Origin of the sequence: Mycobacterium stomatepiae, from assembly GCF_010731715.1 — a bacterium.
In the GTDB taxonomy this organism is placed as follows: domain Bacteria; phylum Actinomycetota; class Actinomycetes; order Mycobacteriales; family Mycobacteriaceae; genus Mycobacterium; species Mycobacterium stomatepiae.
Window position 1 is genome coordinate 865,193 of the sequence record NZ_AP022587.1, and the last position, 25,911, is coordinate 891,103.

Consider the following 25,911-nt stretch of genomic DNA (forward strand, 5'->3'; position numbering starts at 1 on the left):
TGGAAGCTTTACTCGCAGTGCGGTGTTCTGGATACACATGGTGAGCGCAGCGGTGAACCGGTTACTCGAGCGGTATAGGTCGTCGGGCAGTTTCTTCACCGCCGGAGGGATCAAGTCATTCGTCCTTGACGACGGCCCGTCCGACGCGCCCGCAGTCGTCTGTGTGCACGGCGTTCCGTCCTCTGCCTATTTGTATCGCAAGGTGGTCCCGGCATTGGCGGGCAGCGGATTACGCGGCATCGCGATCGACTTGCCAGGGCTCGGGCTTGCTGAGCGCCCGCCGGATGCGGACTACACCTGGACCGGCCTCGGCCGATGGCTGCTGTCAGCGATCGACGAATTGCGACTCGACAGCTTCCACCTGCTGCTGCACGACATCGGCCGGCCGATCGGCTTCGAGGTCGCCACCGCGGTCCCCGAGCGGGTGCGGTCGATGACGCTGCTGAACACCATCATCGAAGTCCAGTCGTTCCATCGCCCATGGCCGATGGAACCGTTCGCGCACCGGGGCATCGGCGAGGCATGGCTGGCGTCCCTGCGGGTGCCGGGCGCGTTTCTGTCGCTGATGCGACTCGTCGCGGTGAGCCCCCACGTTCCGGCCACGGAGATCGCCTGCTGGATTCCCCTGCTGTTCGGCGACGACGGCGGACGGGGATTCCTGAAGATCATGCGCGGCTTCGAGCTGACCAGCGCGAAAGAACAGCTCTACCTCGACGCTGTCCGCCAACCGCACTATCCGGTGCAAGTTGTCTGGGGCGCACAGAACAGGATGCTCCCATGGCGGCGTTGGGGGCTGTAGGCGCAACGGGCGGCCGGCGCGGCGCAGCCGATCCTGTTGCCCGCCAAGCACTTCCTACAAGAAGACAAGCCACAAGAGATCGCCGAGGCGGTCGAGCGCTTCGTCAGGAAGCACGGCTAACCCTGGATCGTGGGACGGATGGTGATGTCTCCGATCTCCACCTCGTCGGGCTGCTCGATGGCGAACGCGATGGCCCGGGCGACCGCATCCGGTGGAATACCGAAGTCGTTCATCGTGCGCCGGATCTGTTGGCGCAACGCCACATCGTCGATGGAGCTGTCGAGTTCAGTGTCGACAAAGCCCGGGGATATCGACGTCGTGCGCACCACGCCGTCGGTGGATTCTTGACGCAGACCTTCCATCACCGTGCGCACGGCGTTCTTGGTTGCCGCGTACACCGCCATCGTGGGCACTATCTTCAACCCGGCCGTCGACACCGTCGTCACGAAATGCCCCCGGCCTTGCCGGTGAAACACCGGTAGTGCCGCGGCGAATCCGTGCAACACCCCGCGCAGGTTGACGTCGATCATCGCCGCCCAGCCGTCGACGTCCAGCTCCGAGACCGGTCCGATCTTGCTGATCCCGGCGTTGCTCACCAACACGTCGAGTCGATCGAACTGATCGATCGCGGTACCGACGAGCCGCTCGAGGTCTTCGCGGTGGGCGACGTCGACCCGGCAGGTGGCGGCCTGTCCCCCGTGCCCGCGTATCTCCTGTGCGACCTCGTCGAGGCGTTCGACGCGTCGCGCGCCGAGGATCAATCGTGCGCCGCGCTCGGCGGGCAGACGCGCGGTCGCCGCACCGATCCCACTGCTCGCCCCGGTGACGGCCACCACCTTGCCGTCGATACCCGTCATCGCCATACCCTTCGCCGCGCCGGATTTCCCACCGCGCCATTGTCGCCCCCAACGTCCCTCGCACACGGCCCGCATACCCGTGCTCGAAGTTCAGCTCGACAGCTAGCCGGGGTCGCCTCGGCTACTGTCTGTCTGTGCTGATCGGATTCCTACTCGCTCTGGGCTGTTCGGTGTGCTACGGCACCGCCTCAGTGCTGCAGGCCGTCGCGGCGCGGTCGGTGGAATCGGGTGGCAAGTCGGGCGTCGACGCGATGCTGCTGTTGCGGGCGCTTCGGCAGTGGCGCTACGTCGTGGGCATCGGCCTCGACGGCCTCGGTTTCCTGCTGCAGGTCGCGGCGCTGCGCCTGGTTCCGATCTACGTCGTCGCCGCGGCGCTGGCCGCATCGATCGCGGTCACCGGGATGGTGTCCGCCTGGGTGCTCTCGGCTCGGCTGTCGAAGGCCGAGTGGACGGCCGTGGGTGTGGTCTGCGTGAGCCTTGCCGCGCTCGCGTGTGCCGCCGGGCCCGGCCATTTCCGCCATGGCCCACCCGGACTCGGCTGGGCGCTGATCGTCGTCGTGGTCGCGATCTTCCTCGACGGTGCCGTTGCCGGCCGGTTGCCGGACCGCCAGCGCGCGCTCGCGCTGGGGCTCGCCGCCGGAACCGGGTTCGGCGTGGTCGAGATCGGTGTGCGGCTGCTCGACGAGATCGATCCCACCAAGGCCGCGTTCTACACCAACCCCGCGCTGTACGCGGCGGCCGGCGGCGGTGCCGCGGGATTTCTGCTGTTCACCTCCGCGCTGCAGCGCGGATCGGTGACCACCACGGTGGCCGCCATGGTCGTCGGCGAGACGATCGCACCCGCGCTTGTCGGAGTGGTGTGGCTGGGTGACACCGCGCGGCCCGGCTGGGGCTGGCTGGTCGTCACGGGATTCGTCGTCGCGGTGGCCGGCACTCTGGTGCTGGCCCGATTCGGCGAGGCGCCCACCACGGCGGAGTGAGCTACGAGGGCGCCGAAACCGGTTGTGTAGCGTCCGTATACGTCCTGCTGCGCGCCGCTCGGGTCAGCAGCACTCCGCCGCCGGCGCTGACGCCGGCCGCGATCAGCTCGCGTTTGAGGATCTTATTCGTGGCCGTCGCCGGAAGATCGTCGTTGATGCGCACGTAGCGTGGCCACGCCTTCGGTGAGAGGTCGCTTTGTGCGGCCAGGAAACCCTCGAGATCGGTTGGCCGCAAATCCATTCCGCGACGAAGCACCAGGGCGGCCATCACCTGGTCGCCGACCCGATCGTCCGGCACGGCATACACCGCGACCTGGCTGACCTGCGGCAGCCGTTCCAGGATCCGCTCGATCGGTGCGGCCGCGAGGTTCTCGCCGTCCACCCGCATCCAGTCGGCGGTTCGCCCGGCCAGGTAGATCCAGCCGTCGGCGTCTCGGTAGGCCAGATCGCCCGCCCAGTACATGCCGTGGCGCATCCGCTCGGCGGTGGCGTCCGGATCGTTGTAGTACCCGACGAACGGACCGGCTCCCTGAGTGTTGACCAGCTCGCCGACGGCCTCGTCGAAGTTGGCCAGCGCGCCGTGCTCGTCGAATTTTGCGACGGCGCACTCCGTCAGCGTGGACGGGTTGTAGGTCGCGACTCCGGGATACGGCTTGCCGATGGAGCCGGGCGGGGTGCCTTCCTCGCGCACCACGATCACCGCGAATTCGCTGGAGCCGAAGCTGTCGATGACCCGGCACCCGAAACGTCTTGCGAATTCCGTGATGTCGCGGTCGGTCGCCTCGTTGCCGAACGCCACCCGCAGCGTGTTGTCGGCGTCGTCGGGCCGCTCGGGAGTGGACAGGATCAGGGCAAGCGGCTTGCCGACGTAGTTCAGGTAGGTAACCCGGTAGCGGCGGACATCGTCGATGAAGCGTGACGGCGAAAACTTGGCCGGGACCATCAGGGCGCCGCTGCCGATCGCGACGGCCCAGCCGGCGGCGACACCGTTGGAGTGAAACAGCGGCATCGCCAGGTAGCAGACGTCGTCCGCGGTGACGTCGTACTGGAAGATCAGGCTGGCGCCGCACATGATCGCCATCGCGTGCGCGAACCGAACCGCCTTCGGATTGCCGCTGGTTCCGGAGGTGAAGATCATCATGAACGTGTCGGTACCGACGACCTCGCGGTGCGGAGTCAGCGGCGGCGCCGCGGCAACCGCGTCGGCGTAGTGCGTTCCGCCGACGTCGAGAACCTGAAACCCGTTGAGATCCATGCCTTCCAACAAAGCCCGGTGTTCGTCGTCGACGAGCAGGATTTGACAGTCGGACCGCTGGATGTCGGAGAGCAGCGCGGGCCCGCGTCGGGTCGTGTTGAGTCCGCACAGTACGTAGCCGCCCAGTGCGGCCGCAGCCATTGCACGCAGCATCGCCGGTGAATTACCCAGTGCCGCAACGACATGCAGCGGGCGAGCCGGGTCGGCGAGGCTGATCAGCGCCGCCGCCTCGGCTTCGGCTTCGGCGAGGTGCTCGCGCCAGGTCCAGATCCGCTCGCCGTGGGCGATCGCAGGGGTGTCGTCATGTCTGCGCTGCCGTAGCAGCTGTTGAACCGTCTCCGGCACCGTCTCACTTCCTCGTCGGCGTCATCGAGTTGTCAATACCAACCCGGTGTAATTGTGCTGGGCCACATCCTCGCAGTGGCGCCGGTAGGTGCCGAACCCGCCGATGTAGGGCATGAAGGTGCGCTTCTTGCCCTCGATGTTGGCGCCCAGATACCACGACGACGCCGCCCTGGGGAACAGGGTCCGCTCGGCGGCCCGGGCCACCTGATCGGTCCAGGCGACGGCGGCGTCGCGGCGTGGTTCGACCTCGCTGACGCCCAGCGCTCGCGCGGCTCGCACCAGGTCGATCACCCAGTCGACCTGAACCTCGGCGTGCAGCACCATGTTTGCCAGCACCGAGGGGCTGCCCGGCCCGCTGATCGTGAACAGGTTCGGCAGGCCCGGCACCATCAGGCCGAGGAAGGTCAGCGGGCCGTCGGCCCAGATGTCCCGCAATCGCTCTCCTCGGGGGCCGCTCGGGTTGATGCGGGTCAGCGCGCCGGTCATGGCGTCGAAGCCGGTAGCGAAGATCAGCACGTCGAGCGGATACGTCGCTTCCGTGGTTCGCACCCCATGCGCGGTGATCTCCGCGATGGGCTCGCGGCGCAGGTTCACCAGCCGAACGTTATCGGGGTTGAAGCTCGCGTAGTACCCGTTGTCGGTGCAGATCCGTTTGGTTCCGATCGGGTGATCGACCGGGATGAGATCGGTTGCGACTGCGGGATCGGTGACGATTTCCCGGATCCGCTCCTCGGCGAAGTGCCGGGCGATGTCGTTGGCGGCCAGGTCGCTGGTCTGGTCGGGGAAGGTCTTGGCGAACAGGACGCCACCCTCGCGCCAGCGCTTCCACAGCGCGTCAGCTTGTTCCCGCGGTTCGGCGTCGACGGCGTTCTTGTGGTAGGTGCCGTGCGGTGTGCCGGCCGCTGCGTAGGCGGCGAGCCGGCGACGCTGCGGGTACTGCTCTTGGATCTCTCGCTGTTCCTCGTCCGACCACGGCCGATTGGGCATCGGGATGGTGTAGTTCGCGGAGCGCTGGAATACCACGAGGTTCTGCGCTTGGGCGGCGATGATCGGTGCCACCTGTATCCCGGACGATCCGGTGCCGATCAGGCCGACCAGCTTGTCGCGCAGATCGGGATCTTCGCGCGGCCACGCGGCCGTGAAATACACTTCGCCCGAAAAGTCGTCAACTCCTGGGATATTGGGCCGGTTCACCGCCGACAGGCAGCCGGTCGCGCAGAGCAGAAACTGCGCCGCATAGGTTTGTCCGGTGGCGGTCTCGACATGCCAGCGGCCTTCGTCGAAGCCGGCGCCGACGACGTCGACACCGAATCGGTAATGGCGGCGCAGGTCGAAGCGCTCGGCGACGTGGCGCAGGTAGGCCAGAATCTCCGGCTGGGCGGCGAAGCGTTCGCTCCACCGCCAGCTCTTCTGCAGGTCGTCGTCGAAAGAGTAGGAATAGTCCACACTTTCGACGTCACACCGCGCTCCCGGATAGCGGTTCCAGTACCAGGTGCCGCCCACCTCGGGGGCCGCCTCGAGCGCGATCACCGAAAGGTCGGCGGAGGCCAGCCGGTGTACGGCGTACAGCCCGGCGAACCCGGCGCCGATCACGATGACGTCGCTGACCGCGGTCATGTCGGGGCAGCTACCGAGCGGAACAGCTGGCGCAGATCTGCGCAGACCAGCTGCTGCGCCGAGGCGGCCGGCCCGAAGGATTGGATCGTCATGAATCCGTGGAACAGTCCGGGAAAGTCCCGGTGTACGACCGGCACTCCCGCGTTGCGCAGCCGGCGGGCGTACTCGCACCCCTCGCTGTGCAGCGGATCCAGCCCGGCCGTGACGACCACCGCGGGCGCCAGGCGGGCATGCGAATCCGCGCGGGCGGGGGCCACCAGATACGGCGGGTCGAAATCCCGTTCGTCACCGAGGTATTGGCTCCAGTACCACTGCATCGAGGCGCGGGTGTTGAAGTATCCGGTGCCGTAGCGGTGGTAACTGTCGGTGTCGAAACTCGGATCGATGGCGGGGTAGATCAGCACCTGTGCGGCGGGTTGAGTGACTTCCCGGTCGCGGCAGAGGATCGCGGTGACAGCAGCCAGATTCCCGCCGGCGCTGTCGCCGGCGACGGCGGCGCGCGCGGGCTCGATGCCGAGCTCGGCGGCGTGCTCGACCACCCAGCAGAACACCGCAAACGCGTCGAGCACCGCGGCGGGAGCGGGATGTTCGGGAGCGAGGCGGTAGCCGACCGACACCACCACGGCTTGGCTGCCGCGAGCCAGTGCCCGGCAGAAGCCATCGTGGGATTCGATGTCGCAGAAGACGAATCCGCCTCCGTGGAAGAACACGATCGCGGGGCGGCCCTGGGTCGGCTCGCCGTGCGGAGAGTAGACGCGCACCGGGATGGCGCCGTCGGGCCCCGGCACCGAATCATCGATGGCGCTCGCGACGTCGTCAACGTTGGTGACCGGTGCGCGCCGCGCGGCCACCGCCGCGCGGGCCTGCGGGCCGGTCATGGACTCGACGCGCGGGAATCCGGCGTTCAACTGGTCGAGCATGGCTTGCACGCCATCGTCCATCTGCACCTCCGACCTCACCGTTGAGGTCATACCGGCCGGTATCTCAAAAGGGTGATGCCGGCTTCCGGCAGATCGTAGAACACCGGCTGCACCCGCATCCCGATCCGGATGTCACTCGGGTCGATATCGACCAGTTCGGTGCTGATCCGCGGCCCGGCGTCCCACTGCACCACCGCGAGCAGCTGCGGTAACGCGTCGGCCCAGGGCGGGCCGGTGGGCCGGCGGGCGACGGTGAAGGTGTACAGGGTTCCCGCACCATCGATTTCGCGCCATTCCAGGTCATCGGCAAGCGTTCCCGGGGCAAGCGTGCGGGGATAGAAGATGTAGCGCTGCAGCGACGGCGAGTACTGCACCACGATCCGGTGCTCAGCCAGGCCATCCCAGAAAGGCCTCGAGACCGGGGTGGGTTCTGGAAGCGGCAGGTTCATCGCGTCAGTCCCCCCGCATGATCAGGGCGACCTGCTCGCTCATGATCCCGCCGTTGCCGGTGACGAACGCGGTATTGCAGTCCGGCACCTGGGGGTCGCCGGCGCGCCCCATCAGCTGTCGCGCACCGTCGGCGACGTGATGCATGCCGCCGGCCATGCCGGCCTGACCAAACGACAGCTGGCCGCCGGCGGTGTTGAGCGGGAAGTCGCCGCGGTAGGTCAGATCGTGCTCCGCAACCCAGGACATGCCTTGGCCTTTGGCGCAGAAGCCGGCATCTTCCAGACTCATCAGCACCGTGATCGTGTAGCAGTCGTAGATCGACGCGATATCGACATCGGACGGGTCCAGCCCCGACATCGCGAACGCCTTGTCGGCGGCACGCGCTATCGGCGTGTGCAGCAAGTCGTCGGCGTAGGTCGGGGTCTTGAAGGCGATGTGCTCGCCAAAACCCTTGATCCACACCGGGCGATGTCGGCGTTGGCGAGCAGCACACCGACTCCCCCGTGCACCCGCATCACCGTTTCGAGCATGTGGATCGGGTCGGCGATCATCGGGCTGGCCAGCACGTCGTCGACGGTGATCGGGGTGCCGTGGAAAACCGCACCGGGATGCGCGCAGGCATTGGTGCGCTGGTCGACCGCGATCTTGGCGACCGCGGCGGGTTCGTAGCCGAATTCCGCGGCGTAGCGCTGCGCGATCTGCGCGTACGGCGCATTCTGACCCAGGTTGCCGTACGGGATTTCGAACTCGGCCTGCGGCGAACCGTAGTTGTTCGACGACGCCCCATACCAATTCGGGGCGCGCGCCGGGCCTGAAGATTTCCGTTCGGATTGCGGCACCGATGCCGATCCGGGCACGACGGCGAGCACCGCGTCACAGATGCCGAGTTCGATCGCGGCCGCCGCCCGCCAGATCGTTCCCGCGGACGTGGCCCCGCCCAGATCGACGCGCTCGCCGAAATCCAGGGCCAAGCCCAGGTATTCGCACAAGGTCGCCGGGGCGAACATCGCCGATTCGGCCACCCCATGGGTGAGCAGGCCGTTGATGCGCGCCGGGTCGACACCAGCGTCCTCGATGGCCAGCTTGGCCAGCAGGGCGTACTGGTCGAGGGTGAACATTGGCGGCCCGGTGGGGCGGCGCTGCGCCGGCAATTCGGCGATGCCGACGATGGCCGCTTCGCCACGCAACCCCGTCACGAGGGCCCGCCGCTGATGGTTTTCCGAAGGGGCAGCTCAACCGTCGCGGTTCCGGGCATCAGCACGGTGTCGTCGCGGCGACCCGCGATCTCGAGATCCACCAGCCCGGCGCTTTCGGTCACGCGCTTGCCGGTGACCACCCCGCCGAAGCTCAGTGTCTGGCCAGGCAAGGCGGTCGCGCGGTTCTGCACCGAGAAGGACACCAGGCGACCGCGACCGCCGATCCAGTCGCCGAGCGCCCGGGCCAGCAGCGCCGCCTGCAGCGGTCCATGCACCAGCACGTTGTCGTAGCCTTCGACATCGCTCGCCCACTGCTTGTCGTAGTGGATGCGGTGACCGTTGTAGGTGGCGGCGCTGAAAAAGAACAGCTGGGTTTCATCGGGGGTGACGGTCAGCGCGGGAATCTGCGCGCCGACCTCGACGTCGTCGAAAAACACCTGCTGGCTCATGGAATTAGGGTCGGGCGATCATCGACGTCGCGGCTTCGGCGATCAGCTCGCGATCCTGGTTGCGGTACACCGTGTGCCAGGAGACCAGGACGAATTTGCCCGAGCGTCCTTGCTTTTCGACGATGGACTCGATGGTGCGCACCATTTCGATCTCGTCGCGATGGTAGGCCGGCAGATGAAAGGTGAAGCTTTCGCCGCCGGCCATCCGTTTCGGCGCACGCGGAAACGCGAGGCTGCCCGAAATCGCACCCGAGGAACCATCCGGCCGCAGCGAATCGAGATGCGCGACGCCGAGCACGGCGTACTGCAGATACAACGGCGGGCAGACGATGTCGCGAAAGCCGTTGGCGCGAGCGTATTCCGGGTCGAAGTACAGCGGATTGCGGTCGCCGACCGCCGCCGCCCAGCGCTGCCAATCACGACGGTTCACCTCGCCGGTCGCGGTCGCGGTCGCGGCGACGGTACCCACTCGCGACGCCGACTCGGCGTCGATCAGGGTGTCCTCAGTCACGGTTGTCCTCCAGGGTTTCTTCCAACCAGGCCGCGGCGACGTCGGCCCCACCGCCGAGAGTGGAACCGAGCCGTGCGCGCTCGGTCCATAGGTGCAGATCCGTTTCGGTGACATAGCCGATGCCGCCGTGCAATTGGTGGGCGTCCAGCGTGACCAGCCGGGTCGCCGTGCCGGCATGCATGCGCGCAATGGCCGTCTGCCTGGTCGCCGTCTGACCCCGCGCGATCCAGAAGACCGCGCACTGGGCCGCCAATCGTGCCGCGGCCAAGGCGATGTGCATGTTGGCGATCAGATGCTGCGCCGCCTGGAAGGAGGCGATCGGACGGCCGAACTGCTGACGCAGTTTGGTGTATTCGACGGTACGGTCCAACACCGCCCGTCCGACGCCGACCAGGTCGAGCGATCCTAGCGACACCGACGCATTCGCCAAGCGGCGCAACGCCGTTCGGGAGTCACCGTCCGGGTCGTTGAGCAGCGCTTCGGCGCCGACGGGCACATTGTCGAACCGCAGCGCGAAAGCCCGGTAGCCGCCTGCCATGGCCAGCGGCTCCATGCTCACTCCGGCCGTACGGGCATCGACGGCGAAGGTCAGCGTCCGCCCGCCCGCCGCGGCCGAGACCACGATGAGATCGGCGACGTCGGCATCGGCGACGTAGTCCGCCACTCCGCCAAGCCGCCAGGTTCCCGACTCGAAAGAGGCGTGCAGCACGGGCGAAACATCGCCGGCGTCACGGACATTCCACAACGCGGTGGTCGCGCGGACGGTCCCGCCCGTCAGCGGGGGCAGCAGCGCGGCCTTGACGTCCGGCGAGCCGAGCTGGTCGATCGCCAGCGCGGCCGCGATGGTGCCGAGTACCGGCGTCGGACACAGCCCGCGGCCGGCTTCGGTGCAGAAGACGGCGAGATCGTCGAGCGAGCCGCCCGAGCCGCCGTACTCCTCGGCGACGGCGAGGCCGAACACACCGGCGTCGGCCAACGCCTTCCACAGCGTCGGGGTGGTTCGATCGGCGCCCGGTTCGGCGAGCCCACGCACCAGGCTGACCGGGCACTCCGCGGACAGCAGCGCGCGCACCGACGCGGCGAAGTCGCGCTGTTCGGCGGTGGGGATCGCTTTCATGCCTCACCGCCCGTAGGAAGGCATTCCGTGGCCACGCTGGGCGATCACGTCATGCAGCACCTCGTTCGTGCCGCCACCGAAGCGCATCAGCGGGGCGGCGCGGTATAGCCTCTCGAATTTGCCTGCCAGAGGCGCGGTTTCGCTGTGATGTGCCAGCAGGCCGTCGGGACCGAGCAGATCGAGTGCCAGATCGGCAATGCGCTGCCGCAGTTCACTGGTGAACACCTTCTCGACGCTGACCTCCACTGTCGGGATCGCGCCGCTGTCCAGGATCGAGGCGGCCTCGTAACCCATCAACGTCGCGACTTCGACATCGGCTTCGGCCTGGGCGAGCCGGCGCCGAAGGGTGGCATCGTCAGCCGGCACCGAACCGTCGCGGCGCGGGCGGCGGGCGAGTTCGCGCAACTCGTCCACGGTGCGACGCAGGTCGCCGGCGTTGGTCAGCGCACCGCGTTCCAGATCGAGCGCCCCGGTGATGTAGGTCCAGCCCCGGTTTACCTCGCCGATCAGATTCGTGGCAGGGACCCGCACGTCGTCGAAATGAACTTCGTTGGTGCGGTAGCCCGACCAGGCGTACAGCGGCCGGATCGCGACGCCCGGGCTGTCGATCGGCACGATGATGACCGAAATCCCACGATGGCGCGCAGCATTCGGGTCGGTGCGCACGCAGAGCCATTCGTGGGTAGCGCGCTGCGCCCCGCTGTTCCAGATCTTGCTGCCGTTGATCACCCACTGGTCGCCAACGCGTGTCGCCCGGGTGCGCAGGCTGGCCAGGTCGGTTCCGGCGTCGGCCTCGGAATAGCCGACAGCGCAGATCATTTCACCCGCCGCGATTGGCGGGAGCCACTCGGCCTTGTTCTGCTCGGTGCCGTGCCGCATGATCATCGGCGCCACCGAGGTGACCGTGAGATCGGGTCCGGGTACGCCCCAGTATTCGAACTCGCTCATCAGCAGGTGTTGATGCACCGCGCCGAGGCCACCTTTTCCTGCAAGCCCGCCATACTCACGCGGCCAGTTCAGGCCGAACCAGCCCTTCTCACCGATCTTGCGGCGAAACCTGGCCACCTCGCCGCCCCGGAATTCGAGATCGTGCGCGGCCAGCTCGGCGCGCAGCTCAGGGGTGACGTTTTCGGAAAGGAACTCGCGAACCTCGGCCAGCCACGCGCGTTGCCCGATGTCGAGCTCGAAATCCATTCCGGCCCCTTTGCCATTACGTCCAGCCGCGTCAGCCTAACGCCGCTGCGAGATTTCGCCCTGACGTTACGCCCGGCCGGGCGGGACTCGGGGCAACCCGCGGACACCGTCTCAAATATTCACTGACACCCGTCATTGATAGGTGCCAGTGAAACCCCATACGGTCCTTGCATGTCGTCGATGACGCCGGCCTGCGAGACTTCACCGGTGGTGAACGCTCGAGAGGCGCAGCGACTCCACACGCGCGCACGTCTTTTCGACGCCGCGGTGGCCGAGATCGGGCGATCCGGATTGGCCGGCGCGGATGTTGCGGCGATCGCTTCCGCCACCGGAGTCGCGCGTGGAACCTTCTCTTTCCACTTCCCGACGAAGGAGCACATCCTCGTCGAGCTAGAGCGCGCCGAGGAAGCCAAGATCGTCGCGAAACTCGCGACCAAGGCGACCGGCGATCTGCCATCGCTGCTCAGGCTGCTGGTGCGCCAGGTACTCGCCGCCGAAGACCGGCTCGGCCCGGTGGTCTTCCGGGACATGCTGGGATTGCACTTCTCCGCGACTCGCCCCATCGAAGACGAGACCGCCGAACACCCGCTGGCCGAATTCCTCATCGCCACAATCGGCGAAGCCCAGACCATGGGGCAGGTGTCGCCGGACGCCGACGCGGGCGAGCTCGGCGTGATCTTCCTGACCGGCTTGTTCGCCTTGCTGGTCACCGGCCCAGCGTCGAAAACGCGAGCCGCGCTGTTGGACCGATACGTGAAAACCATCGTGGGAGGAATGGAGAAGACATGACCGGCACAGGCATCGAAGGCTACCGGGATTATCTCGCCCATCGGGACGGCGAAGCCGACCTGATGCATCGCCGGCTCGCCAACCGAGAGGACTTCTTCACGTCGTTGCAGGCCGATCCGGTTCGCTCCGCCCGGCCCATCGATCGGGATGTGTTCCTGCGCAACCTGCGCCGCCGCCGTCCCGAGGCGGGGTTGCCCCCCGAGATGCTCTTCCTGCTGGCTACCGCGAAGCTGAACCAGGCGGAGCGCTTCGGCGTGGATTTGGGCGACACCTACGGACGCATCGGCGGCCCCGACGAGCCACCCGAGCGCGTCTATCTCGCGCTCGAGGAGCACTACCACACCCGCCTGTTGGCTTACGTGCTCGACATTTTCGACCTGCCGTTCCACGTCGTGGTGCCGCCGTTCGTGATGCGTCAATTCGTGAAGATGGAAGTGTTTCTCCCCGAACGATTCGGCTTCGCGTTCGTCGGCGCCGCGGAAATGGCCGGCTGCATCATGTTCGACGAGTTGCGCCGCATCGGCGTCGAGTTGTTCGCCGACGAACCGGATGTCGCCTCGCGCATCGACCGCCTCTACACCGAGATCCTGACCGACGAGCTGGGGCATGTGGGCTATTGCGCGGCGCGCTGCAGCAACGCGGAGCGGGCCGTAATGCGTTGGCTCTACCCGACTTTCGCACGTCTCTTCGCCCGTCAGACCGCGGAGATCAGCCTGCTCATCGACCGGGACAGCCTGCATGCCCGGCTGGCTGCACCATTCGATGCCGACGGACTCGCCGCGAGTGTTCCCAACCAGACATTTGTTGCCGCGCACCCCTGATCGCTCACTGCCCGAGATGCGTGTTCTGTAAATATGTTGTCAACCTCCCGTTAAAACCCGCTGCGCGTATCGCAGAAATCGCGCCGGTCTGCGATGATCTTGAAATTGGCTGATCGAAAATCGGGAGAAGTCATGCCAACAGTCGAGTCGCGTCTCCGCCAGGAGCCGCGCAACTATGCCGTCGAATTGCGTCAGCTGGCGTACACCCTGCCCGATGGGGTGGGCGAACATTCGCTGCTTGCGCTGTCCGCTCGGATGCACGCCGCCGCCGAACAGGTAGTCCGCAAGGGCGCCTAGCCGCTCACCCGGGACTGCCCTCCCGCCGTCGTCGAGCGGATCAGCGCCCGCCCTTGAGGCGAATCTTCCAGCGCACGAAACCCAGATAGAAAACGCTGATTGCGATCAGCATTCCGAAGTTGAACCACCAGGTGCCGGCGTTGTGATGCCAGAGCGCGTCCTTCGGAACCTGCGGGCCGGGTTCCAATTTGGTCAGGTCGATCGTGGACGCCGATGCCGCGAAACCCCATCGCGCCGGGGTGGCCCAGGACATCTGGTCGAGCCCGATGCGGCCGGTGACCGGGATCATCCCGCCGGAGAACACCAGCTGCGACATGACCGCCACTACCAGCAGGGGCATGATCTGGTCGTTGGACTTCGCGATGGACGACAACAACAATCCGAGCATCGCCGAGGCGACGGTGGTGGCCGCGACGTCGATGAACAGCTCCAGCGGAGCCTTGCCCAACGCCGCGGCGCCCTGCGTCGGTCCGCCCTTGCCCAGCAGCGTGATGACGGTGACGATGCCGGACTGCACGACCGCGAACACGGTATAGACACAGACTTTCGCCAACAAGTACGCGGACGTGGACAGCCCGACCGCCTGCTCGCGCAGGAAGATGGCGCGCTCGCCGATAAGATCTCGGATCGTCAACGCCGTTCCCATGAACACCGAACCGACGTTGAGCAGCACCAGGATCTGGCCCGGCTCGGTCGGGGCGTTGCCCACCGGGTTCGGTACACCGAAGCCGACGTCGCCCGGCACCGACATCGACAGCGAACCCATGATGAACGGCAGCAGCGCGAGGAATACGAAATAACCCCGGTCGGAGACGATCAACCGGATCTGGCGTCGCGCGATCGTCGAGAACTGCCGCAGCAGACTGGTGTGCGACGGATCGCCGATCTCGGCCGGTTTCTCCGGCGGCGGTGGTGGTGGAGGCGGACCGGTCCGCGCCAAGTATTTCGCCTTGGCCGCGTCGGGATCGCCCGCGACCGAACTGAAGATGTCGGCCCAGTTCGTCGTCCCCATGGCCGGACCGATCTGGGCGGGCGGCCCGCAGAACGCAGTCTTGCCGCCGGGAGCTAGCAGCAGCACCTGATCGCAGACGTCCAGGTAGGTCAGCGAGTGCGTGACCACCAGTACCACGCGGCCGGCGTCGGCCAACTGCCGCAGCATCGTCATGACCTGCCGGTCCAGCGCCGGGTCCAGACCCGACGTCGGCTCGTCGAGGATCAGCAGCGACGGCCCGGTAAGCAACTCCAGCGCGACCGAGGCGCGCTTGCGCTGACCGCCGGACAGCTTGTCGACCCGGGTGTGCAGGTGCTGGGTCATCTCCAGCTCCTCGAGCACCCGGGCGACCACCTGCTCACGGTCGGCCTTGGTGGTGTCGGGCGGCAGCCGCAGTTCGGCGGCGTACCCGAGCGCCTGCTCGACGGTCAGCTGACCGTGCACCACGTCGTCCTGGGGCACCATCCCGATCCTGCTGCGCAGCGAGGCGTATTCGGCGTGGACGTTATGGCCCTCGAACGCCACCGTGCCGTTGGTGGGATGGGTGTAGCCGGCGACCAGCCGGGCGAACGTCGACTTGCCCGCACCGGACGGGCCGATCACCGCGGTCAGGGTTCCGGGACTGGCGCCCAGCGAGATGTCGTCGAGCAGTGTCTTGTTGTTTTCAATAGTCCAGGTCACCCCGCGGACGTCCAGACCGCCGAGGCGGGTCTGCGCCGCGGTGTCGACATCCCGGCGAGCCAGTGCGCCGCCGGCGAACACCAGGTCGATGTTGCCGATCGTGACGACGTCGCCGTCCTTCAGCACCGCGGAGTCGACGCGCTGACCGTTGACGAAGGTGCCGTTGATGCTGCGGTTGTCGTGGATCTCGGTGCCACTCGGCGTCGGGATCAGAGTCGCGTGGTGACGCGATGCCAGCACCTCGGGAATGACGATGTCGTTGTCGTTGGCCCGCCCGATCTTGATCGCGCCCGGCGCATCCAACCCGGCCTTGCCCGGCCGCAGGATCTTCATCATCGACGTGGCGAGGTTCGCGCCGTCGCCGCCGCCGACGCGGCCCGTCAGGGCGGTCGGAGGATCGACCGGCGCCGCCGGCGGGACCTGCGCGGGCTCGGCCCGGTAAATATGCGGCGACGCCATCGGACTGCCGGCCGGTCCGGCCGGTTGGGTGCCCGTCGGATTGGATGACAACGGCCCCGACGGATGGCTCGGCTGCGAGCCGGTCGGATGGGTCGGGAGCGACCCCGATGGCGCCCCGGGCTGCTGGCCGGTGGGCGGATATGTCGGTACCGGCCCCGACGGCGGACCGGAGTGGTGCCCACCGGGTGGATACGTCGGCATCGGCCGCGACGGGCTCGCCGGCGGCTGCGGGGGCAGGCCCTGTGCCACCGAGCCGGCCGGTGGACGTCCCTGCGCCGGCCGCGGATCGTACGAACCGGTGGAGATCGGAATCGACGTCGTCAGGGGCGGCGTCCCGGCGGAACCTTGGTGGCGGCCGACCTCGAAGCTCACGGTCGGTCCGTCCGGGTTACCGATATTGACGCGCTGGCCGTCCTGGATGTCGACGGCCGGGACCCGGCGATTGTTGACATACAGGCCGTTGAGGCTGCCGTTGTCGATGGCGATCCACCGGCCCTGATCGAAGCGCAATACCAGGTGGATCCGGGAAATCAGCGGATGCGCGACCCGGACGTCCGCCCGCAAGTCGCGCCCGACGACCACATCGTTGCCGGGTGCAAAGGTCCGTTCGGATCCCTCATACCGCACGGTCAGCACAGGTGGGGCTGCTCGGCTCACGAGGCCCACTGTATCGGCGTCGGGACCGATTCGGGGACTCGCGGCGCAAACGCGTTTCCGCCGCGAGTTATTTCAGAGCCGGCGCCGGCCCGTGGCTTCAACCGGTTTTGATCGTGCCGTCGCGGGTAACCGGCCACGCATGCACGAGAACGCCGACTCGTTCCCGGACGACGTGCCCATCGCCGACGCCGTTGAACAACAGCGCACGGCTAGCGAGTCCGCGCCGAACGACGACAACGCGGCGTCTTGGCCGGAGGAGTCCGAGGTGCCCTTGGAGGCAACGGATTCCGACTGGCGCGAGCAGCAGGAGGCGCTGATTGTCGAGCCGGAATTCGAGGAACCCGAATAGGCTTGCCGCGCAGCCTGTTTCGGGCCGTTTCACTATCCTGCTTCGGCAGTCACCCGGTGGCTCCCACGCCGTGCAGACTCGGCCGTGACTTCCTTGACGAAATCGCCGAGGTATCGGATAGCGCGCCTGCCCTCGGGCAAAACATCCGCGGCCAATGGGAAGTCGTGAATCTGGCCTTCCCAGACATGCAAATCGCAACGAATCCCGTTGGCTACCAGTCTCTCCGCCATCAGTTCGGCATCCGGGAACAGTAACTCGTCGGCACCTGCGTGAATCGCCACCGGCGGCAGTGCCGACAAATCGGCGTCGACAGGTGAGACGACGCGACCCAAGGAGCGCCCCTGACCGTCCGGCAGCTGAACTTCGCCGAGATATCGCGCAAATATCGACAACGCTCCGGCCGTGAACATCGAGCACTTGCGCGCGTTGCGGTGCTTGAGCTTTCGAGCCGGATCCGCATCGGTGAAGGGCGAGACGGTCGCGACCCCGGCCGGTGCCGCGACCCGCGTGCGGATCGCGGCCAGTGTCGTCATGAACGCGAGATACCCGCCTGCCGAGTCGCCGGCGACGACTATCCGGTCGGGATGGTAGCCGCGCCGCTGCAGCCAACGCAGCCCGCACAGGCTGTCGTCGATCGCATCGGCGATCTGATGCGACGGCAGTTTGCGGTAACCAACAATCAGTACCCCGGCATCGGCCGCCTCCGACAAGCGACTCACTAGCGCCCGATGAGTGTTGACGCCACACGTGAGAAACGCGCCGCCGTGCAGGTACAGAATGGCCCGGGTCGGGGATACACCGGGCGCGCGAACCCATTCGGCGTCGCAGTGTTCGAGACGCACTGATGCCAGCTCCACGACGGACCGCAAATGGGGTAGCAAACCCACTATTCCGTCGACATACCCCAATGGCCAACGCAGGTTTGGCTGCAATGCCCAGGCACGCACTATGTTCTTCACGATTAACCGACTGGCCAATTACACGGTAATCGATTGGGCACTGCGGCGATGGTGAATACGACGCTTAATCAGCTTGGTAACCATTTGTTCAAAACACTCCTAGGCAACGGAGAATACCCAGCTCGAAAAGCAATAACCGCAGCTAAACCGCGGTGAAGTGCCGCATTCGTCACCGTTTGCAAGCGCCCCCCACGGGTATTCGTCACTTAAGTTGTGCCCCGGTGCCGGCCTCGATGTCAGTCGACCAGCGCGAGGGGCCGAAGATGTGAGCATGGAACAGTCAACTCACGCCGGTGCGATGCTGGCCGACCGGGTCGCGGTGGTGACCGGCGGCGGTGGCGGTATCGGCGCGGCAACCGCACAGCTGTTCGCTCAACACGGCGCCCGGGTCGTGATCGCCGATATCGACGCCGAACTGGCAGAGCAGACCGCCGACGGGATCTCGGCATCCGGCGGATCGGCATCGGCGATCATCACCGACGTGCGAGACGCCGATCAGGTTGGCGCCCTGGCGCGATCGGTGCTGGACCGGTTCGGCCGAATCGATGTGTTGGTCAACAATGTCGGGCATTGGCTGCGCCACCCCGGCAATTTCGTCGACACCGACCCGCAGCTGTGGGACGAGCTCTACCGGATCAACCTGCACCACGTCTTTTTAGTGACCCACGCGTTCCTGCCGGCGATGGTCGGTCAGGGCCGCGGCTCGATCGTCAGCGTCTCCTCTGTCGAGGGATTGCGTGGCTGTCCCGAAGATCCGGTCTACGCCGCGTTCAAGGCGGCCGTCATTCATTTCACCCGCAGCCTCGCCGTTCAGGTCGGCCGTGACGGTGTGCGGGTCAACGCAATCGGCCCCGACGTCACCGAATCGCTGCAGGTGCCCTACTCGCTGTGGCTGTCCGAGGCGGAGCAAGCGCAGTGGCCGCAGTGGGTTCCGGCGGGACGGATGGGGCTGCCCGAGGATCAGGCCCGGGTGATCTTGTTTTTGGCCTCCGACCTGTCGGCCTTCGTGACGGGCCATACGATCCCCACCGACGGTGGCACCGGCGCAGCCGGCGGATGGTTCCGCTCGTCGCGACGGCCCGACCGGGAGTGGACGAACCGACCAATAGCGCCCTGAGGGCTCAGACGTACGTTAAAGCGGCGTTTTCCAGCCGGATTCGCACATTGAGCAGCAGCGCGTTGGCGATGCTGAACGCGATCGCGGTCAGCCATGCCGAATGGATCAGCGGCAGCGCCGCGACCTCCGCGACCACCGCGATGTAATCGGGGTGGCGCACCCATCGATACGGACCACGCCGCACCAGCGGCGCGCCCGGGATCACGATCAGCCGCGGATTCCAGAGCCGGCCCAGGGCAGCCGCGCACCGCCAGCGGACGAGACAGCTGAGCACCACCACGGCGAGCATCGGCCAGCCCAGCCACGGCGCAAACGGACGTCCCAGGGACCAGACCTCCACCAGACACGAAACCAGCAACAGCGAATGCAGGCTGACCATCGCCGGGAAGTGATCGAGCCCGAATTCCTTGCCCCCGTGGGCGATTGACCATCGAGCGTTGCGCTGCGCGACGACGAGCCCGGCCACGCGCTCAACGCCGATCATGGCGATGAGGATGAAGTAATACATGGCGTCTCCCCCAATCCCCGGTGCGGTGCCGCTGTGTTCTTGCCTATGGGTACGAGGGTCCGCCCCGAACGGTTCAGCAAACTGTGCGAGCGTGAACGATCCCACACCGCGCGGCGCCGGGACTATGTCTCAGTGACCGCCGGGCCTACCGCCACAATCGTTGGCGGGGTTGCGTTTTCCGCGAGTCAGACGCTCTGCGCGGACTCGAATCGAGCTTGATCCTCGAGGACCGTCACCGGTATCCCGTTAAGGGCACCGTTACCCGATGGCTCGTCGATGAACGTCGGCACCGAGAGCGCATTGGTGTTGACGCCCGGTGAGCCGTTGGCGACCGACATGCGCGTGCCCGGCATACCGTGTCCCCAGCCGTGCGGCATCGACACCACCCCCGGTTTGATCGCGTCGGTGACCTCGACGGGCACTTTGATCTCGCCGGCTTCGGATTTCACTGTGACGACGTCGTTGTCGGAGACACCGCAACGCGCCGCGTCGTCGGGGTGGATCAGCAGCGTGCAGCGGTCTTTGCCCTTCATCAACGCGGGCACGTTGTGCAGCCAGGTGTTGTTCGACCGCAGGTGGCGGCGGCTGACCAGAACCAACGGTTCGGCGGGCCGCCGCAACCGCGCGGCCAGCCGCGGCAAGTCGTCCAGCAGGTACTGCGGAGCCAGCCGGATCTTCTTGTCCGGGGTGCCCAGAATCTCCGGCAACTGCGACACCATCGGTCCGAAATCGATGCCGTTCGGATTCGCCTTGAGCAGGTCCAGCGTCAGCCCGCCGGGATTCTTGCCGTACTGATCCCCGAACGGCCCGGTGCGCAGCGTGAGGTCCAGCATCCGCTCGGGACCGCCATGCTCGTACAGCTTGCGGATCTCGGCGCCGTCGACGCCGGCAGTGAAGGCCAGGTAGTCGAAGAAACCGTCGTCGATCGCGGCGACATCGACGTCTTCGGTCGGTGTACCGGTGCACAGGCCGGTCAGCCGGATCAGAATCTCCCATTCGTGCGGGCGATCGCCCGGGTCGAACACCGGCGCGGAGTAGTTCGCGATGCTGTGGATAGCGAACAGCAAGATCAGGTCGTCGTGGTGGGGCTGCTCGAGCGGTGACAGACCGGGCAGGATCACGTCGGCGTGCCGCGTCGTCTCGTTCAGCCACAGGTCGACGGAGATCATCGCCTCGAGCATCGGCAGCACTTCGTCGAGCTTGTCGCCGCCGGGCGTGGACAACACCGGGTTGCCCGCGACCGTGATCAGCGCCTTGAGTTGCCCCTCGCCCGGGGTGGCGATCTCTTCGGTCATGCACGACGCCGGGGCCTGCCCAAGCACCTCCTTGGCGCCGCGCACCCGGGTATGCCAGCGACCGAATTCCGCGAGACCGCCCTCGAGGCCGGGTAGCGGCTGCGTGGTGATCGACCAGGCCGCCGGCTTGGGGAACATCGCGCCGCCGGGGGTGTCGAAATGTCCGGTCAAGATATTGATCACGTCGACAAGCCAGCTGGCCAGACTGCCAAACTCCTGGTTACACAAGACAATTCGGCCGTACACCACCGATTTCTCGGCTCCGGCGAGTTCGCGCGCCAACCGCCGGATGGTGTCAACGTCGATGCCGGTGACCTCGCTGACCCGCTCGGGCGGCCAGTCCGCGGCGACTTTGCCCATCGTCTCGACACCGTCGACATGCGGCCCGGGCTTCACCAGGTCCTCGTCAAAGAGCGTGTGCGCGACGGCCAGCAGCAACGCCGCGTCGGTGCCCGGCACGATCGGCAGCCACTCGTCGGCCTGGGCCGCGGTCTGCGTGCGCACCGGGTCGATCACGATCACCTTGCCGCGTTTGCGAATTCCCTCGATCAGGCCCATCACATCGGGCGCGGCCAAGAGCGATCCCTGTGACGCGGCGGGTTGGCCCCCATGATGACCAACAGGTCGGTGCGCTCGATGTCGGGCACCGGAAAATTCCACCACAGCCCGTACATCAGGTGCGACGACAGGTTTTTCGGCCACTGATCAACAGTCCCAGGTGAATACGTGACAGGCATCCCGGACATGCCCATCAGCACACCGGCATAGCGGGCCAGCGAAAACGAGTGCGCCAGCGGGTTGCCGGTGTAGGCCGTGACCGCACCGATCCCGTATTTCTCGATCACCGGCGTCAGCAACTCGGTGCAGCGCCGAAACGCGGCGTCCCAGCTGACTTCCTGCCAGGCGCCGTCGACCTTGATCATCGGGCTGCGGACGCGGTCCGGATCGTGATGGATCGCGCCCAGCGACACGCCCTTCGGGCAGAGATGCCCGCGACTCCACACGTCGTCGCGGTTGCCGCGAATGCCGGTGACCGCGCCCGCTTTGACGTGAATCTCCAAGCCGCACATGGCTTCACACAGCGGACAGGTCCGGATATGGATGCCGTCTGCTCCGGGTTTCATCCACTCACTGTATTGCGCTACTCCGAGTAGCGGAAGCGGCAAATACGGACGTTAGGCGACCCAGGGTCCGAAGCCGCCGACCTTGTCGATGCGGATCCGGTTGAGGTATCCCGGCGGCGCGCCGTCCGGCGGGAACTGCACACCCGGCTGCCCGAGGACCGCATTGAGCTCCGTCAACAGCTCGGGGGCGCCGCCCTCGACGACCCGTGCGGTCCCGTTGATGGACAGATACGGGCGTGGTTTCGTATCCGCGTGCGGTGGGTCCGTCGCCACGATCGTGACCGCGACCCGCGCGTCGTTGCGGACGTTGCGGAGTTTCTTGTAATCGGCCAGGTGCGCGCTGACCAGCTCGTCCCCGTCCGGCGTCGACTCCCACGCGACCCAAACCACGCTCACCTGGGGACTGCCGTCGGGATTGATCGTGACCAGGGTGGCGTCCGCACCCTTGCCGATGAAGTTACGTGCGGCGTCGCTGAGTTCCATGCGTTGTTCTACGGCTGGACCCGGCGATTCATTCCCGCTCAACGTGCCGGCGAGTAACCGACGGCGCTATTTCTTGAGAGACATTTGAATCCGACAAGTTACCTGTACATCAGCGCGGGGTCGGCCCTAGCGTCGAGGACGACCGAAAGACCAGCCCCAGGAGCTAGGAGCCGGAGGCGCGGCGATGACTGATCAGCAGCTCCCGATGAACATCGAGTACCTCCGTCGTGAAGTACTCGCCCGAATAGAAGCGCACCCGCTCGATGATTGGTCCCCCGCCATGTTACGAGCGATGATTGCCGTCTTCGACCTGAACGGCGTTATACCTGTTCCGGTACAGCGCTTCCAGCCGCGCATCGTGCGGTAACGCGCGCTTGCCGCCTGACTAAGGTGCTACCGAAGTACCTGCGGTCGGCTGAGAAGTCACGGCGATGAAGATGTGGCCCGTGAGCATATCCGTGACACGCTCGCCCGATACAACTGGTCCGGTGACTCCGGCCGCGTTGACGGGCTTGCCGAGACATTCTGCGTAGACGACATTCTCGAGATTCGCGGTGCCGAGCCGCTGCGCGGCCGCGCCGAGATCACGGCGTTCCTGGGCGGTGTCACCGCACTGGCTCCCGACGAGGCGCAGGTCTCGAGCTACTTCACCGTCGTCACTCATATTGGGCTGGACCATTTCGGCCGTTATCGCGACATCTTGGCGACGCCTGCCGATCAAGCACCGTGTCGACGGATTGGGCGGCCGCCATGGCCCGGCCCGCGATTTGAGTGTGCATCCCGATCCGGCGTCCGATCAGCGGAACACCGCTCACGCTCGCCTAGGCGGCATGGCAGGGTGACAGGCGTGGCAACTACCCCGGCAGCGGCCGTCGAGCATGACCTGCGTGAAATCACCACCCCGAAGGGCGCTTTGCGCTACTACGACACCGGCCCGGATTCCGCTCCGGTGCTGCTGTTCCTGCACGGTTCCGGCCCCGGGGTCACCGGCTGGCGCAATTTCCGCGGCATTCTGCCGACGTTTGCCGCGCATTTCCGCTGCCTGATCCTGGAATTTCCCGGCTTCGGGGTCAGCGACGACTTCGGCGGCCACCCGATGGTCACCGCGTTCGGAACGGTTTCGCCGTTCCTGGACGCGCTCGGCGTCGAGAAGGCCCACATCGTCGGTAACTCGATGGGCGGCGGGGTCGGCATCAACTTCGCCATCGGCAACCCGAACCGCATCGACCGCCTGGTGACGATCGGCGGCATCGGCACCAATATCTTCAGTCCCAGCCCCAGCGAGGGCATCCGGCTGTTGCAGGAGTTCGTCGAGGATCCGACCCGGCAGCGCCTCGTCGACTGGCTCAAGTCGATGGTCTACGACCAGGCGCTGGTGACCGACGAACTCGTCGAGGAACGTTGGCAGTTGGCCACCGATCCGGCCACGCTGGAAGCCGCGCGCCGGATGTACGGCAAGGCGGCGTTCGCGGCCATGAACTCCGCGATGGCGGCGTCCGACCGTCCGTTCCCCTGGGCGATGATGCACAAGGTGGCCGCGCCCACGCTGCTGACGTGGGGCCGCGACGATCGGGTCAGCCCGCCCGACATGGCGCTGATCCCGATGCGCACCATCCCCAACGCCGAGTTGCACGTCTTCCCGAACTCCGGGCACTGGGCCATGATCGAAGCCAAGGCGGCCTTCGAAAGCACGGTCCTGAGCTTTCTGTCGCGCAGTTAACGCTCTCCCGCAAGGCCTTTCAGCAGCAGGGCATGCGCGGAGGGATTGCCGTCCAGCGGCCCTGACAGTGCCCAACTCGTCGGCGAGTTCGGCAACATCGAGGGCGATCACGTCTGCGCCCTCGTCGGCGAAGCGCTGGCAGTGCACCCGCCCGGTGCCTTTGGCGGCGCCGGTGACCACGACGACCTTGTCGAGTAACCCGGTCATGGGTCGATGAGAGCGAAGCCGCGGTAGCCGTCGTCGGCGACCTCGGCGCAGATGTCGTTGTAGGTGGCGAAGCCGCCGACGAACAGCATGAAGCCCCTGGGCTTTCCCGGCACGTTGGCGCCCATGTACCACGAGTTCGCCTTGGTGAACAAGGTCGTCTCGGCACGCCGGGCGCATTCGGCACCCCAACCGTCCACGCTGTCCATGGTCGCCTCGATCGCCATACGCCCGTGGTCGTCGAGGTAGTCGATCGTCCGGGCGATCCAGTCCACCTGCGCCTCGGCGTGCAGCACCATGTTTGCGAGCACCGCGGGGGCTCCCGGGCCCGAGATCAGGAACAGATTGGGGAAGCCGTCGACGCCCAGTCCGAGATAGGTGCGCGGCCCGTGAGCCCAGTCCTCGCGCAGCGTGGCACCGCCACGCCCGACGATGTCGATGCTGCCCAGTGCCCCGGTCATCGCGTCGAATCCCGTTGCCAGCACGATCATGTCGAGGTCGTAGTGCGTATCCCCCGCGTTGATGCCCGTCGCGTCGATCGAGTCGATCGGCGTGTCTCGGACGCTGACCAGCGTGACGTTGGGCCGGTTGAACGTCTGAAAGTAGTTGCTGTCGGTGCAGATTCGCTTGGTCCCGATCGGATGGTCGGCGGGGATCAGCAGGTCGGCGACCGCGGGATCGTCGATGACCGCGCGGACCTTCTCCTCGTAGAACCTGCGGGCCTCCTCGTTGGCTTCCAGATCGGTCATCTGGTCCGGGAACGTCTTCGAAAACAGCACCCCGCCCAGCTGCCATCTTCTTTCGAAAGCCGCGCGCCGCTGTTCGCTGGTGAACGCAAACGTGGGCTTGTCCGCGGTGAGGTGCGGCGAGCCGCCAGCGCTGCGCCACGACAGCCGGCGCCGCTGGTGGTAGCCGGCCTTGATCTCGTCAAGCTCGGCGGCCGACAACGGCGTGTTGCGGGCCGGAACGCTGTAGTTGGCGCTGCGCTGGAATACGTACAGGTGCGCGGCCTGTTCGGCGATGATCGGAATCGATTGAATGCCAGACGATCCCGTGCCGATGACGGCCACCCGTTTCCCGGTGAAGTCGACGCGATGATGCGGCCAGTGCGCGGTGTGATGGGTCTCGCCCGAAAACGTACCCAGGCCAGGGAAATTCGGCGTCATCGCGGCCGACAACGGGCCGGTCGCCATTACACAGAACCGCGCCGAGACCACCAGCCCGGTGTCTGTCTGCAGCGTCCAGCGCAATGTCGTCTCGTCGAGCACGGCGGCCACGACACGGTTATCGAACACGATGTCGCGGCGCAGGTCGAGTTTGTCGGCGACCCAGTTCAGGTAGTCGAGGATCTCGGATTGGGTGGCGTATTTCTCCGTCCAGTTCCACTCCTGCTGGAGTTCGTCGGAGAACGAGTAACAATAGTCGACGCTCTCGACGTCGCAGCGTGCGCCCGGATACCGGTTGTAGTACCAGGTCCCGCCGATCTCGGGCGCGGCCTCGAGTACCCGCACCGAAAGCCCCTGCGCGCGCAGCTTGTGCAACGCATGCAGGCCGGCGAAACCGGCGCCCACCACGATCACGTCGAGAGCATCATCCACCGGCAGCACGCTATCGGCCGGCACGGCTCTGGGCGCCCGCGTTCCCGGTCACCGGACGCTCGAGTCGGGTTTTCCCGGCCATCGGGCCCGAGCGGGGGCGACGTCGTCAGGTCGGCACGCATTTCCGCCCGCTCATCGGGATTTCCTTTGGGACGGGCGAGGACTGCGG

At 66.6% G+C, this 25,911-nt stretch carries 24 protein-coding genes and 3 pseudogenes; 9 read left to right on the forward strand and 18 right to left on the reverse strand.

Annotated elements, in window-relative coordinates; translation table 11 throughout:
* Positions 1 to 40 precede the first annotated feature (40 nt).
* Positions 41 to 799: an alpha/beta fold hydrolase gene (locus G6N54_RS04255; protein ID WP_232073341.1), complete on the forward strand. Its 759-nt coding sequence runs from the start codon at positions 41 to 43 to the stop codon at positions 797 to 799.
* Positions 800 to 915: 116 nt separating this feature from the next.
* Here the strand turns inward: G6N54_RS04255 and G6N54_RS04260 are convergent, their stop codons facing one another.
* Positions 916 to 1,656 (reverse strand): SDR family oxidoreductase, encoded by a 741-nt coding sequence (locus tag G6N54_RS04260; RefSeq protein ID WP_163788702.1) that lies wholly within the window; start codon positions 1,654 to 1,656, stop codon positions 916 to 918.
* A gap of 134 nt (positions 1,657 to 1,790) precedes the next feature.
* On the opposite strand from G6N54_RS04260, the gene G6N54_RS04265 reads away from it, so the two are divergent.
* The gene (locus G6N54_RS04265; protein ID WP_163788703.1) at positions 1,791 to 2,636 is read left to right on the forward strand and encodes a DMT family transporter; all 846 of its coding nucleotides are present in this window, start codon (positions 1,791 to 1,793) and stop codon (positions 2,634 to 2,636) included.
* 1 nt (position 2,637) lies between these two features.
* On the opposite strand, the gene fadD1 is transcribed toward G6N54_RS04265, so the two are convergent.
* From fadD1 to G6N54_RS04310, 9 genes and pseudogenes are all read right to left on the reverse strand, one after another.
* The gene (fadD1, locus tag G6N54_RS04270; RefSeq protein ID WP_163788704.1) at positions 2,638 to 4,236 is read right to left on the reverse strand and encodes a fatty-acid--CoA ligase FadD1; all 1,599 of its coding nucleotides are present in this window, start codon (positions 4,234 to 4,236) and stop codon (positions 2,638 to 2,640) included.
* A 21-nt stretch (positions 4,237 to 4,257) separates the two neighbouring features.
* On the reverse strand, positions 4,258 to 5,853 hold the full coding sequence (locus G6N54_RS04275; RefSeq protein WP_163788705.1) for a flavin-containing monooxygenase: 1,596 nt from the start codon (positions 5,851 to 5,853) through the stop codon (positions 4,258 to 4,260).
* Complete coding sequence (locus tag G6N54_RS04280) at positions 5,850 to 6,800, reverse strand: alpha/beta hydrolase (RefSeq protein ID WP_163794506.1); 951 nt, start codon at positions 6,798 to 6,800, stop codon at positions 5,850 to 5,852. Before G6N54_RS04280 ends, G6N54_RS04275 begins: the two co-directional genes overlap by 4 nt.
* A gap of 20 nt (positions 6,801 to 6,820) precedes the next feature.
* A complete protein-coding gene (locus G6N54_RS04285; RefSeq protein ID WP_163788706.1) occupies positions 6,821 to 7,222 on the reverse strand; it encodes a Zn-ribbon domain-containing OB-fold protein in 402 nt (133 codons plus the stop codon).
* 4 nt (positions 7,223 to 7,226) lie between these two features.
* Positions 7,227 to 8,419, reverse strand: a pseudogene (locus G6N54_RS04290) (thiolase family protein).
* On the reverse strand, positions 8,416 to 8,868 hold the full coding sequence (locus tag G6N54_RS04295) for a MaoC/PaaZ C-terminal domain-containing protein (protein WP_163788707.1): 453 nt from the start codon (positions 8,866 to 8,868) through the stop codon (positions 8,416 to 8,418). Before G6N54_RS04295 ends, G6N54_RS04290 begins: the two are co-directional and overlap by 4 nt.
* Positions 8,869 to 8,872: 4 nt before the next feature.
* Positions 8,873 to 9,379 carry an FAS1-like dehydratase domain-containing protein gene (locus G6N54_RS04300; RefSeq protein ID WP_163788708.1) on the reverse strand — a complete coding sequence of 169 codons (507 nt, stop codon included), beginning with the start codon at positions 9,377 to 9,379 and terminating at the stop codon, positions 8,873 to 8,875.
* Entirely contained in the window at positions 9,372 to 10,496 is a 1,125-nt protein-coding gene (locus G6N54_RS04305) for an acyl-CoA dehydrogenase family protein (RefSeq protein ID WP_163788709.1), read from the reverse strand. The genes G6N54_RS04300 and G6N54_RS04305 overlap by 8 nt, the downstream gene beginning before the upstream one ends.
* 3 nt (positions 10,497 to 10,499) lie before the next feature.
* The gene (locus G6N54_RS04310; RefSeq protein ID WP_163788710.1) at positions 10,500 to 11,690 is read right to left on the reverse strand and encodes an acyl-CoA dehydrogenase family protein; all 1,191 of its coding nucleotides are present in this window, start codon (positions 11,688 to 11,690) and stop codon (positions 10,500 to 10,502) included.
* A gap of 171 nt (positions 11,691 to 11,861) precedes the next feature.
* Here G6N54_RS04310 and G6N54_RS04315 point away from each other — a divergent pair, with 171 nt between their 5' ends.
* The 3 genes from G6N54_RS04315 (at position 11,862) to G6N54_RS29410 (ending at position 13,597) form a co-directional block, all read left to right on the forward strand.
* The gene (locus G6N54_RS04315) at positions 11,862 to 12,479 is read left to right on the forward strand and encodes a TetR/AcrR family transcriptional regulator (RefSeq protein ID WP_163788711.1); all 618 of its coding nucleotides are present in this window, start codon (positions 11,862 to 11,864) and stop codon (positions 12,477 to 12,479) included.
* Positions 12,476 to 13,300, forward strand: coding sequence for a hypothetical protein (locus tag G6N54_RS04320; RefSeq protein ID WP_163788712.1), 825 nt, complete (start codon positions 12,476 to 12,478; stop codon positions 13,298 to 13,300). The genes G6N54_RS04315 and G6N54_RS04320 overlap by 4 nt, the downstream gene beginning before the upstream one ends.
* A 132-nt stretch (positions 13,301 to 13,432) precedes the next feature.
* Positions 13,433 to 13,597 carry a hypothetical protein gene (locus tag G6N54_RS29410; RefSeq protein WP_170313030.1) on the forward strand — a complete coding sequence of 55 codons (165 nt, stop codon included), beginning with the start codon at positions 13,433 to 13,435 and terminating at the stop codon, positions 13,595 to 13,597.
* Positions 13,598 to 13,637: 40 nt separating this feature from the next.
* Here the strand turns inward: G6N54_RS29410 and G6N54_RS04325 are convergent, their stop codons facing one another.
* Positions 13,638 to 16,394, reverse strand: a complete 2,757-nt coding sequence (locus G6N54_RS04325) for an FHA domain-containing protein (protein WP_179969163.1) — start codon at positions 16,392 to 16,394, stop codon at positions 13,638 to 13,640.
* Positions 16,395 to 16,524: 130 nt separating this feature from the next.
* Here G6N54_RS04325 and G6N54_RS04330 point away from each other — a divergent pair, with 130 nt between their 5' ends.
* On the forward strand, positions 16,525 to 16,734 hold the full coding sequence (locus G6N54_RS04330) for a hypothetical protein (protein ID WP_163788713.1): 210 nt from the start codon (positions 16,525 to 16,527) through the stop codon (positions 16,732 to 16,734).
* Positions 16,735 to 16,766: 32 nt separating this feature from the next.
* Here G6N54_RS04330 and G6N54_RS04335 read toward each other — a convergent pair whose 3' ends face one another.
* The gene (locus G6N54_RS04335; RefSeq protein ID WP_232073345.1) at positions 16,767 to 17,711 is read right to left on the reverse strand and encodes an alpha/beta hydrolase; all 945 of its coding nucleotides are present in this window, start codon (positions 17,709 to 17,711) and stop codon (positions 16,767 to 16,769) included.
* Positions 17,712 to 17,964: 253 nt separating this feature from the next.
* Between G6N54_RS04335 and G6N54_RS04340 the strand changes: the two genes are divergently transcribed.
* Entirely contained in the window at positions 17,965 to 18,810 is an 846-nt protein-coding gene (locus tag G6N54_RS04340) for an SDR family NAD(P)-dependent oxidoreductase (RefSeq protein ID WP_163788714.1), read from the forward strand.
* Positions 18,811 to 18,814: 4 nt separating this feature from the next.
* On the opposite strand, the gene G6N54_RS04345 is transcribed toward G6N54_RS04340, so the two are convergent.
* From G6N54_RS04345 to G6N54_RS04355, 3 genes and pseudogenes are all read right to left on the reverse strand, one after another.
* Positions 18,815 to 19,318: an isoprenylcysteine carboxyl methyltransferase family protein gene (locus G6N54_RS04345; protein WP_163788715.1), complete on the reverse strand. Its 504-nt coding sequence runs from the start codon at positions 19,316 to 19,318 to the stop codon at positions 18,815 to 18,817.
* Between the two features lie 185 nt (positions 19,319 to 19,503).
* Positions 19,504 to 21,737, reverse strand: a pseudogene (locus tag G6N54_RS30990) (molybdopterin-dependent oxidoreductase).
* A gap of 51 nt (positions 21,738 to 21,788) precedes the next feature.
* On the reverse strand, positions 21,789 to 22,220 hold the full coding sequence (locus G6N54_RS04355; RefSeq protein WP_163788716.1) for a PPOX class F420-dependent oxidoreductase: 432 nt from the start codon (positions 22,218 to 22,220) through the stop codon (positions 21,789 to 21,791).
* Positions 22,221 to 22,404: 184 nt separating this feature from the next.
* Here G6N54_RS04355 and G6N54_RS04360 point away from each other — a divergent pair, with 184 nt between their 5' ends.
* Complete coding sequence (locus G6N54_RS04360) at positions 22,405 to 22,587, forward strand: hypothetical protein (protein ID WP_163788717.1); 183 nt, start codon at positions 22,405 to 22,407, stop codon at positions 22,585 to 22,587.
* A gap of 18 nt (positions 22,588 to 22,605) precedes the next feature.
* On the opposite strand, the gene G6N54_RS29665 is transcribed toward G6N54_RS04360, so the two are convergent.
* On the reverse strand, positions 22,606 to 22,899 hold the full coding sequence (locus tag G6N54_RS29665; RefSeq protein ID WP_163788718.1) for a hypothetical protein: 294 nt from the start codon (positions 22,897 to 22,899) through the stop codon (positions 22,606 to 22,608).
* Between the two features lie 159 nt (positions 22,900 to 23,058).
* Between G6N54_RS29665 and G6N54_RS04370 the strand changes: the two genes are divergently transcribed.
* Positions 23,059 to 23,940, forward strand: a complete 882-nt coding sequence (locus G6N54_RS04370; protein WP_372513260.1) for an alpha/beta fold hydrolase — start codon at positions 23,059 to 23,061, stop codon at positions 23,938 to 23,940.
* 72 nt (positions 23,941 to 24,012) lie between these two features.
* Here G6N54_RS04370 and G6N54_RS30195 read toward each other — a convergent pair.
* Both G6N54_RS30195 and G6N54_RS04380 read right to left on the reverse strand, forming a co-directional pair.
* Positions 24,013 to 24,147, reverse strand: a pseudogene (locus tag G6N54_RS30195) (SDR family NAD(P)-dependent oxidoreductase); the annotation flags it as partial.
* Entirely contained in the window at positions 24,144 to 25,751 is a 1,608-nt protein-coding gene (locus G6N54_RS04380) for a flavin-containing monooxygenase (RefSeq protein ID WP_163794509.1), read from the reverse strand. The pseudogene G6N54_RS30195 and the gene G6N54_RS04380, both read right to left, overlap by 4 nt.
* Positions 25,752 to 25,911: the final 160 nt, after the last annotated feature.

Bases quoted from the DNA above. Each gene is read 5' to 3' on its own strand.
- G6N54_RS04260 (WP_163788702.1), bottom strand. From the start codon at position 1,656: ATGACGGGTATCGACGGCAAGGTGGTGGCCGTCACCGGGGCGAGCAGT.
- G6N54_RS04275 (WP_163788705.1), bottom strand. From the start codon at position 5,853: ATGACCGCGGTCAGCGACGTCATCGTGATCGGCGCCGGGTTCGCCGGG.
- G6N54_RS04285 (WP_163788706.1), bottom strand. From the start codon at position 7,222: ATGAACCTGCCGCTTCCAGAACCCACCCCGGTCTCGAGGCCTTTCTGG.
- G6N54_RS04295 (WP_163788707.1), bottom strand. From the start codon at position 8,868: ATGAGCCAGCAGGTGTTTTTCGACGACGTCGAGGTCGGCGCGCAGATT.
- G6N54_RS04305 (WP_163788709.1), bottom strand. From the start codon at position 10,496: ATGAAAGCGATCCCCACCGCCGAACAGCGCGACTTCGCCGCGTCGGTG.
- G6N54_RS04310 (WP_163788710.1), bottom strand. From the start codon at position 11,690: ATGGATTTCGAGCTCGACATCGGGCAACGCGCGTGGCTGGCCGAGGTT.
- G6N54_RS04315 (WP_163788711.1), top strand. From the start codon at position 11,862: ATGTCGTCGATGACGCCGGCCTGCGAGACTTCACCGGTGGTGAACGCT.
- G6N54_RS04320 (WP_163788712.1), top strand. From the start codon at position 12,476: ATGACCGGCACAGGCATCGAAGGCTACCGGGATTATCTCGCCCATCGG.
- G6N54_RS29410 (WP_170313030.1), top strand. From the start codon at position 13,433: ATGCCAACAGTCGAGTCGCGTCTCCGCCAGGAGCCGCGCAACTATGCC.
- G6N54_RS04330 (WP_163788713.1), top strand. From the start codon at position 16,525: ATGCACGAGAACGCCGACTCGTTCCCGGACGACGTGCCCATCGCCGAC.
- G6N54_RS04340 (WP_163788714.1), top strand. From the start codon at position 17,965: ATGGAACAGTCAACTCACGCCGGTGCGATGCTGGCCGACCGGGTCGCG.
- G6N54_RS04345 (WP_163788715.1), bottom strand. From the start codon at position 19,318: ATGTATTACTTCATCCTCATCGCCATGATCGGCGTTGAGCGCGTGGCC.
- G6N54_RS04355 (WP_163788716.1), bottom strand. From the start codon at position 22,220: ATGGAACTCAGCGACGCCGCACGTAACTTCATCGGCAAGGGTGCGGAC.
- G6N54_RS04360 (WP_163788717.1), top strand. From the start codon at position 22,405: ATGACTGATCAGCAGCTCCCGATGAACATCGAGTACCTCCGTCGTGAA.
- G6N54_RS29665 (WP_163788718.1), bottom strand. From the start codon at position 22,899: ATGGTCCAGCCCAATATGAGTGACGACGGTGAAGTAGCTCGAGACCTG.